The organism is Pseudocitrobacter sp. 73 (assembly GCF_008369545.1).
Lineage (GTDB): Bacteria > Pseudomonadota > Gammaproteobacteria > Enterobacterales > Enterobacteriaceae > Pseudocitrobacter > Pseudocitrobacter vendiensis.
In genome coordinates this window covers 22,388-30,753 of sequence record NZ_VTZO01000036.1, presented here as the reverse complement: position 1 = coordinate 30,753, position 8,366 = coordinate 22,388, and the positions used below count along the sequence as shown (strand labels likewise).

Sequence of the window (8,366 nt, the reverse complement as noted above, 5' to 3'; positions counted from 1 at the left end):
ACTGACGTGACTGGCACCATCGAACTGCCGGAAGGCGTAGAGATGGTAATGCCGGGCGACAACATCAAAATGGTTGTTACCCTGATCCACCCGATCGCGATGGACGACGGTCTGCGTTTCGCAATCCGTGAAGGCGGCCGTACCGTTGGCGCGGGCGTTGTTGCTAAAGTAATGAGCTAATTGCTGATAACATTTGACGCAATGCGCAATAAAAGGGCATCATTTGATGCCCTTTTTGTACGCTTTCGAAGCAGAACCTGGCTCATCAGTGATTTTTTTTGTCATAATCATTGCTGAGACAGGCTCTGAAGAGGGCGTTTAGTCCGAAACTTACTTTCGGTTTGGATCGCCTCGCACCCGCGGGGTGAAAATGTTTGTAGAATTCTTCTGACAGGTTGGTTTATGAGTGCGAATACCGAAGCTCAAGGGAGCGGGCGCGGCCTGGAAGCGATGAAGTGGGTTGTGGTTGCGGTGCTGCTGATTGTGGCTATCGTCGGCAACTATCTTTATCGTGACATGATGCTGCCATTGCGCGCGCTGGCCGTAGTAATTCTTATTGCTGCAGCGGGTGGTGTCGCGCTGTTAACGACAAAAGGAAAAGCGACCGTTGCGTTTGCACGTGAAGCGCGTACTGAAGTTCGCAAGGTTATCTGGCCGACTCGCCAGGAAACACTGCACACTACGCTTATCGTTGCTGCGGTTACCGCGGTAATGTCGCTGATCCTGTGGGGACTGGATGGTATTCTGGTTCGCCTGGTCTCTTTTATCACTGGCCTGAGGTTCTAAGATGTCTGAAGCACCTAAAAAGCGCTGGTACGTCGTTCAGGCGTTTTCCGGTTTTGAAGGCCGCGTAGCCACTTCGCTGCGTGAGCACATCAAATTACACAACATGGAAGAGCTGTTTGGCGAAGTCATGGTCCCGACTGAAGAAGTCGTTGAGATCCGTGGCGGCCAGCGTCGCAAAAGCGAGCGCAAATTCTTCCCGGGTTACGTTCTGGTCCAGATGGTCATGAACGATGCGAGCTGGCACCTTGTGCGCAGCGTGCCGCGCGTAATGGGCTTCATCGGCGGTACTTCTGACCGTCCGGCGCCGATCAGCGACAAAGAAGTTGATGCGATTATGAACCGCCTGCAGCAGGTTGGTGATAAGCCGCGTCCGAAAACGCTGTTCGAACCGGGTGAGATGGTTCGCGTTAACGATGGTCCGTTCGCTGACTTCAACGGCGTCGTTGAAGAAGTGGATTACGAGAAGTCTCGCCTGAAAGTGTCTGTTTCTATCTTCGGTCGTGCGACCCCGGTAGAACTGGACTTCGCGCAGGTCGAAAAAGCGTAACGCGGCGATCAAAAAAGCAGCGATTTAATCGTTGCATGAGGCGCGAAATTGGCATACAATTTCGCGCCTTTTGTTTTTACGGGCATTGCCCGTAAAACGATATTTATCACGGGGAGCCTCACCGAGGCGCTATTACCCACTCAGAGGAAATTGCAATGGCTAAGAAAGTACAAGCCTACGTTAAGCTGCAGGTTGCAGCTGGTATGGCAAACCCGAGTCCGCCGGTTGGTCCAGCACTGGGTCAGCAGGGTGTGAACATCATGGAATTCTGCAAAGCGTTCAACGCAAAAACTGATTCCATCGAAAAAGGTCTGCCGATTCCGGTTGTTATCACCGTTTACGCTGACCGTTCTTTCACCTTCATCACCAAGACTCCGCCGGCAGCAGTTCTGCTGAAAAAAGCGGCTGGTATTAAGTCTGGTTCCGGTAAGCCGAACAAAGAGAAAGTTGGTAAAATTTCTCGCGCTCAGCTGCAGGAAATCGCGCAGACCAAAGCTGCCGACATGACTGGCGCCGACATTGAAGCGATGACTCGCTCCATTGAAGGTACTGCACGTTCCATGGGCCTGGTAGTGGAGGACTAAGAAATGGCTAAACTGACCAAGCGTATGCGCGTGATCCGTGAAAAAGTTGATGCAACTAAACAGTACGACATCAACGAAGCTATTGCTCTGCTGAAAGAGCTGGCCACTGCTAAATTCAACGAAAGCGTTGACGTTGCTGTTAACCTCGGCATCGACGCTCGTAAATCTGACCAGAACGTACGTGGTGCAACTGTACTGCCGCACGGTACTGGCCGTTCCGTTCGCGTTGCCGTATTTACCCAGGGCGCAAACGCTGAAGCTGCTAAAGCTGCAGGCGCTGAACTGGTAGGTATGGAAGATCTGGCTGACCAGATCAAGAAAGGCGAAATGAACTTCGACGTTGTTATTGCTTCCCCGGATGCAATGCGCGTTGTTGGCCAGCTGGGTCAGGTTCTGGGCCCGCGCGGCCTGATGCCAAACCCGAAAGTAGGTACTGTAACGCCTAACGTTGCTGAAGCGGTTAAGAACGCTAAAGCAGGTCAGGTTCGTTATCGTAACGACAAAAACGGCATCATCCACACCACCATCGGTAAAGTGGACTTTGACGCTGACAAACTGAAAGAAAACCTGGAAGCTCTGCTGGTTGCGCTGAAAAAAGCAAAACCGACTCAGGCGAAAGGCGTGTACATCAAGAAAGTTAGCATCTCCACCACCATGGGTGCAGGTGTTGCAGTTGACCAGGCTGGCCTGAGCGCTGCTGCAAACTAATGCCTTTACGTGGGCGGTGATTTTGTCTACAATCTTACCCCCACGTATTCTGCTAATTGCAGACGTATATCCGAGATATTCAGGCTGTGGCAAGGCGACAACTGAGTGAATCGCCAGGAGCATAGTTCACTATGTGACGGGTGTGAACGAAGGCAGTCAACGCCGCTACAGATTGAATAGCGACGGATAGAAAAGATTTGTTCGTTGGAGCCTGGCCTATCCAGGCCTCCGTCGAAGACCGCAGGTGTTTCGCAAGAAACTTAATCCCCTGCGTAGACGGTGACAGAACGCTAAGATTATTTTTTAAAGTACTCTTTGGCTTGTTTCTGCTCACCGTATTTAAGACGCTCTCTCCATTTTGGAGGAGTGAAGTGAGTTCCAGGGCATGAGCCCTGGCAAACATCCAGGAGCAAAGCTAATGGCTTTAAATCTTCAAGACAAACAAGCGATTGTTGCTGAAGTCAGCGAAGTAGCCAAAGGCGCGCTGTCTGCAGTAGTTGCGGATTCCCGCGGCGTAACTGTGGACAAAATGACCGAACTGCGTAAAGCAGGTCGCGAAGCCGGCGTATACATGCGTGTTGTTCGTAACACCCTGCTGCGTCGTGTTGTTGAGGGTACTCAGTTTGAGTGCCTGAAAGACGCGTTCGTTGGTCCGACCCTGATTGCATACTCTATGGAACACCCGGGCGCTGCTGCTCGTCTGTTCAAAGAGTTCGCGAAAGCGAATGCAAAATTTGAGGTCAAAGCTGCAGCCTTTGAAGGTGAGTTGATCCCGGCATCGCAAATCGATCGCCTGGCAACCCTGCCGACCTACGAAGAAGCAATTGCACGCCTGATGGCAACCATGAAAGAAGCTTCGGCTGGCAAACTGGTTCGCACTCTGGCTGCTGTTCGCGATGCGAAAGAAGCTGCTTAATCGCAGTTATCTTTATCAAGTATTCGCTTACGTATAAACTTATTCTGATTTTCAGGAACAATTTAAATGTCTATCACTAAAGATCAAATCATTGAAGCAGTTGCCGCTATGTCCGTAATGGACGTTGTAGAACTGATCTCTGCAATGGAAGAAAAATTCGGTGTTTCCGCTGCTGCTGCTGTAGCTGTAGCTGCTGGCCCGGCTGAAGCTGCTGAAGAAAAAACTGAATTCGACGTAATTCTGAAAGCTGCTGGCGCTAACAAAGTTGCTGTAATCAAAGCAGTACGTGGCGCAACTGGCCTGGGTCTGAAAGAAGCGAAAGACCTGGTTGAATCTGCTCCGGCCGCTCTGAAAGAAGGCGTGAGCAAAGACGACGCAGAAGCACTGAAAAAATCTCTGGAAGAAGCTGGCGCTGAAGTTGAAGTTAAATAAGCCAACCCTTCCGGTTGCAGCCTGAGAAATCAGGCTGATGGCTGGTGACTTTTTAGTCACCAGCCTTTTTGCGCTGTAAGGCGCCAGTAGCGTTTCACACTGTTTGACTACTGGTTGTCCTGACAATGCTTGTTTCTATCGACGACTTAATATACTGCGACAGGGTGCTCGCTCTGTGTAAATCGCAACGAAATGATTTAAGCGTGATAGCAACAAGCATTGCGGAAAGTGTTCCATTTTCCGGTCAACAAAATAGTGTTGCACAAACTGCCATTCAATTGGGCAGATGGGTCGACTTGTCAGCGAGCTGAGGAACCCTAATGGTTTACTCCTATACCGAGAAAAAACGTATTCGTAAGGATTTTGGTAAACGTCCACAAGTACTGGATGTGCCTTATCTCCTTTCTATCCAGCTTGACTCGTTTCAGAAGTTCATCGAGCAAGATCCTGAAGGGCAGTATGGTCTGGAAGCCGCCTTCCGTTCCGTGTTCCCGATTCAGAGCTACAGCGGTAATTCCGAGCTGCAATACGTCAGCTACCGCCTTGGCGAACCGGTGTTTGACGTCCAGGAATGTCAGATCCGTGGCGTGACCTATTCCGCACCGCTGCGCGTAAAACTGCGTCTGGTGATCTACGAGCGCGAAGCGCCGGAAGGCACCGTAAAAGACATTAAAGAACAAGAAGTCTACATGGGTGAAATTCCGCTCATGACTGACAACGGTACCTTTGTTATCAACGGTACTGAGCGTGTTATCGTTTCTCAGCTGCACCGTAGTCCGGGCGTCTTCTTTGACTCCGACAAAGGTAAAACCCACTCTTCGGGTAAAGTGCTGTATAACGCGCGCATCATTCCTTACCGTGGTTCCTGGCTGGACTTCGAATTCGATCCGAAGGACAACCTGTTCGTACGTATTGACCGTCGCCGTAAACTGCCTGCGACCATCATTCTGCGTGCGCTGAACTACACCACTGAGCAGATCCTTGACCTGTTCTTTGAGAAAGTTGTTTTCGAAATTCGCGACAACAAGCTGCAGATGGAGCTGGTTCCGGAACGCCTGCGTGGTGAAACCGCATCCTTTGACATCGAAGCTAACGGCAAAGTGTACGTTGAAAAAGGCCGCCGTATTACTGCGCGCCACATTCGCCAGCTGGAAAAAGACGATATCAAACATATCGAAGTTCCGGTTGAGTACATTGCTGGCAAAGTTGCGTCTAAAGATTACGTTGACGAATCGACTGGCGAGCTGATCTGCCCGGCTAACATGGAGCTGAGCCTGGATCTGCTGGCTAAGCTGAGCCAGTCTGGCCACAAACGTATCGAAACGCTGTTCACCAACGATCTGGACCACGGTCCGTACATCTCTGAGACTGTACGCGTTGACCCAACCAACGATCGTCTGAGCGCGCTGGTAGAAATCTACCGCATGATGCGCCCGGGTGAGCCGCCGACTCGTGAAGCAGCTGAAAGCCTGTTTGAGAACCTGTTCTTCTCCGAAGACCGCTATGACCTGTCTGCGGTTGGTCGTATGAAGTTCAACCGTTCTCTGCTGCGCGACGAAATCGAAGGTTCCGGTATCCTGAGCAAAGAAGACATCATCGAAGTGATGAAAAAGCTCATCGATATCCGTAACGGTAAAGGCGAAGTCGATGATATCGACCACCTCGGCAACCGTCGTATCCGTTCCGTTGGCGAAATGGCGGAAAACCAGTTCCGCGTTGGCCTGGTACGTGTAGAACGTGCGGTGAAAGAGCGTCTGTCTCTGGGCGATCTCGATACCCTGATGCCTCAGGATATGATCAACGCCAAGCCGATTTCCGCAGCAGTGAAAGAGTTCTTTGGTTCCAGCCAGCTGTCTCAGTTTATGGACCAGAACAACCCGCTGTCTGAGATTACGCACAAACGTCGTATCTCCGCACTCGGCCCAGGCGGTCTGACCCGTGAACGCGCAGGCTTTGAAGTTCGAGATGTACACCCGACTCACTACGGTCGCGTATGTCCAATCGAAACGCCTGAAGGTCCGAACATCGGTCTGATCAACTCCCTGTCCGTGTATGCACAGACTAACGAATATGGCTTCCTCGAGACGCCGTATCGTAAAGTGACCGACGGTGTGGTAACTGATGAAATTCACTACCTGTCTGCTATCGAAGAAGGCAACTACGTTATTGCTCAGGCGAACTCCAACCTGGACGATGAAGGCCACTTCGTAGAAGACCTGGTAACCTGCCGTAGCAAAGGCGAATCCAGCTTGTTCAGCCGTGACCAGGTTGACTACATGGACGTATCCACCCAACAGGTGGTTTCCGTCGGTGCGTCCCTGATCCCGTTCCTGGAACACGATGACGCCAACCGTGCATTGATGGGTGCGAACATGCAACGTCAGGCGGTTCCGACTCTGCGCTCTGATAAGCCGCTGGTTGGTACCGGTATGGAACGTGCTGTTGCCGTTGACTCCGGTGTTACTGCAGTTGCTAAGCGTGGCGGTACCGTTCAGTACGTGGATGCTTCCCGTATCGTTATCAAAGTTAACGAAGACGAGATGTACCCGGGCGAAGCAGGTATCGACATCTATAACCTGACCAAATACACCCGTTCTAACCAGAACACCTGTATCAACCAGATGCCTTGCGTATCTCTGGGTGAGCCGGTTGATCGTGGTGATGTGCTGGCTGATGGTCCGTCCACCGACCTCGGTGAACTGGCGCTGGGTCAGAACATGCGCGTGGCATTCATGCCATGGAACGGTTACAACTTCGAAGACTCCATCCTCGTATCCGAGCGTGTTGTTCAGGAAGACCGTTTCACAACCATCCACATTCAGGAACTGGCCTGTGTGTCCCGTGACACCAAGCTGGGGCCGGAAGAGATCACCGCCGACATCCCGAACGTGGGTGAAGCTGCGCTCTCCAAACTGGATGAATCCGGTATCGTATACATCGGTGCAGAAGTGACCGGTGGCGACATTCTGGTTGGTAAGGTAACGCCGAAAGGTGAAACCCAGCTGACCCCAGAAGAGAAGCTGCTGCGTGCGATCTTCGGTGAGAAAGCGTCTGACGTTAAAGACTCTTCTCTGCGCGTGCCGAACAGCGTGTCTGGTACCGTTATCGACGTTCAGGTCTTTACCCGCGATGGCGTGGAAAAAGACAAACGTGCGCTGGAAATCGAAGAAATGCAGCTCAAACAGGCGAAGAAAGACCTGTCTGAAGAACTGCAGATCCTCGAAGCTGGCCTGTTTAGCCGTATTTACGCTGTGCTGGTTGCCGGTGGCGTTGAAGCTGAGAAGCTCGACAAACTGCCTCGCGATCGCTGGCTGGAACTCGGCCTGACCGACGAAGAGAAACAAAATCAGCTGGAACAGCTGGCTGAGCAGTATGACGAACTGAAACACGAGTTCGAGAAAAAACTCGAAGCGAAACGCCGCAAAATCACCCAAGGCGACGATCTGGCACCGGGCGTGCTGAAAATCGTCAAGGTATACCTGGCCGTTAAACGCCGTATCCAGCCTGGTGATAAAATGGCAGGCCGTCACGGTAACAAGGGTGTTATCTCTAAGATCAACCCGATCGAAGATATGCCGCACGATGCTAACGGTACACCGGTAGATATCGTACTGAACCCGCTGGGCGTACCGTCTCGTATGAACATCGGTCAGATTCTGGAAACTCACCTGGGTATGGCTGCGAAAGGTATTGGCGATAAGATCAACGCCATGCTGAAACAGCAGCAAGAAGTCGCGAAACTGCGCGAATTCATCCAGCGTGCGTACGATCTGGGCGCTGACGTTCGTCAGAAAGTTGACCTGAACACCTTCAGTGATGAAGAAGTTCTGCGTCTGGCTGAGAACCTGCGTAAAGGTATGCCAATCGCAACGCCGGTCTTCGACGGTGCGAAAGAGTCTGAAATCAAAGAGCTGTTGCAACTGGGTGGCCTGCCGACTTCCGGTCAGATCACACTGTTTGACGGCCGTACAGGTGAGCAGTTCGAGCGTCAGGTAACCGTGGGTTACATGTATATGCTGAAACTGAACCACCTGGTTGACGACAAAATGCATGCGCGTTCTACCGGTTCTTACAGCCTGGTTACTCAGCAGCCGCTGGGTGGTAAGGCGCAGTTCGGTGGTCAGCGCTTCGGGGAGATGGAAGTGTGGGCGCTGGAAGCATATGGCGCGGCATACACCCTGCAGGAAATGCTCACCGTTAAGTCTGATGACGTGAATGGCCGTACTAAGATGTATAAAAACATCGTAGACGGTAACCATCAGATGGAACCGGGCATGCCGGAATCCTTCAACGTACTGTTGAAAGAAATCCGCTCGCTGGGTATCAACATCGAGCTGGAAGACGAGTAACTCTCGCTCAAACAGGTCACTGGTGCTGGCGTAACAGCCGGCAC

The 8,366-nt window shown here is 51.8% G+C and carries 7 protein-coding genes and 1 pseudogene; all 8 read left to right on the top strand.

From position 1 onward, the window contains the following. Positions 1-180: pseudogene (gene tuf / locus F0Q32_RS24265) on the top strand (elongation factor Tu); the annotation flags it as partial. Positions 181-402: 222 nt separating this feature from the next. After that, positions 403-786: a preprotein translocase subunit SecE gene (secE, locus tag F0Q32_RS24260; protein ID WP_003862342.1), complete on the top strand. Its 384-nt coding sequence runs from the start codon at positions 403-405 to the stop codon at positions 784-786. 1 nt (position 787) lies between these two features. Further along, the gene (nusG, locus tag F0Q32_RS24255; RefSeq protein WP_003862341.1) at positions 788-1,333 is read left to right on the top strand and encodes a transcription termination/antitermination protein NusG; all 546 of its coding nucleotides are present in this window, start codon (positions 788-790) and stop codon (positions 1,331-1,333) included. A 155-nt stretch (positions 1,334-1,488) separates the two neighbouring features. Continuing rightward, on the top strand, positions 1,489-1,917 hold the full coding sequence (rplK, locus tag F0Q32_RS24250; protein WP_015966392.1) for a 50S ribosomal protein L11: 429 nt from the start codon (positions 1,489-1,491) through the stop codon (positions 1,915-1,917). A gap of 3 nt (positions 1,918-1,920) precedes the next feature. After that, positions 1,921-2,625 carry a 50S ribosomal protein L1 gene (rplA, locus tag F0Q32_RS24245; protein ID WP_015966391.1) on the top strand — a complete coding sequence of 235 codons (705 nt, stop codon included), beginning with the start codon at positions 1,921-1,923 and terminating at the stop codon, positions 2,623-2,625. A gap of 418 nt (positions 2,626-3,043) precedes the next feature. Further along, positions 3,044-3,541, top strand: a complete 498-nt coding sequence (gene rplJ, locus F0Q32_RS24240) for a 50S ribosomal protein L10 (protein ID WP_002438625.1) — start codon at positions 3,044-3,046, stop codon at positions 3,539-3,541. 66 nt (positions 3,542-3,607) lie between these two features. Next, positions 3,608-3,973, top strand: coding sequence for a 50S ribosomal protein L7/L12 (gene rplL / locus F0Q32_RS24235; RefSeq protein ID WP_006176746.1), 366 nt, complete (start codon positions 3,608-3,610; stop codon positions 3,971-3,973). A 320-nt stretch (positions 3,974-4,293) separates the two neighbouring features. Continuing rightward, positions 4,294-8,322: a DNA-directed RNA polymerase subunit beta gene (gene rpoB / locus F0Q32_RS24230; RefSeq protein ID WP_015966389.1), complete on the top strand. Its 4,029-nt coding sequence runs from the start codon at positions 4,294-4,296 to the stop codon at positions 8,320-8,322. Positions 8,323-8,366 lie beyond the last annotated feature (44 nt).

Coding starts and splice junctions, on each gene's coding strand:
- rplK (WP_015966392.1), top strand. CDS start 1,489: ATGGCTAAGAAAGTACAAGCCTACGTTAAGCTGCAGGTTGCAGCTGGT.
- rplL (WP_006176746.1), top strand. CDS start 3,608: ATGTCTATCACTAAAGATCAAATCATTGAAGCAGTTGCCGCTATGTCC.
- rplA (WP_015966391.1), top strand. CDS start 1,921: ATGGCTAAACTGACCAAGCGTATGCGCGTGATCCGTGAAAAAGTTGAT.
- rplJ (WP_002438625.1), top strand. CDS start 3,044: ATGGCTTTAAATCTTCAAGACAAACAAGCGATTGTTGCTGAAGTCAGC.
- rpoB (WP_015966389.1), top strand. CDS start 4,294: ATGGTTTACTCCTATACCGAGAAAAAACGTATTCGTAAGGATTTTGGT.
- secE (WP_003862342.1), top strand. CDS start 403: ATGAGTGCGAATACCGAAGCTCAAGGGAGCGGGCGCGGCCTGGAAGCG.
- nusG (WP_003862341.1), top strand. CDS start 788: ATGTCTGAAGCACCTAAAAAGCGCTGGTACGTCGTTCAGGCGTTTTCC.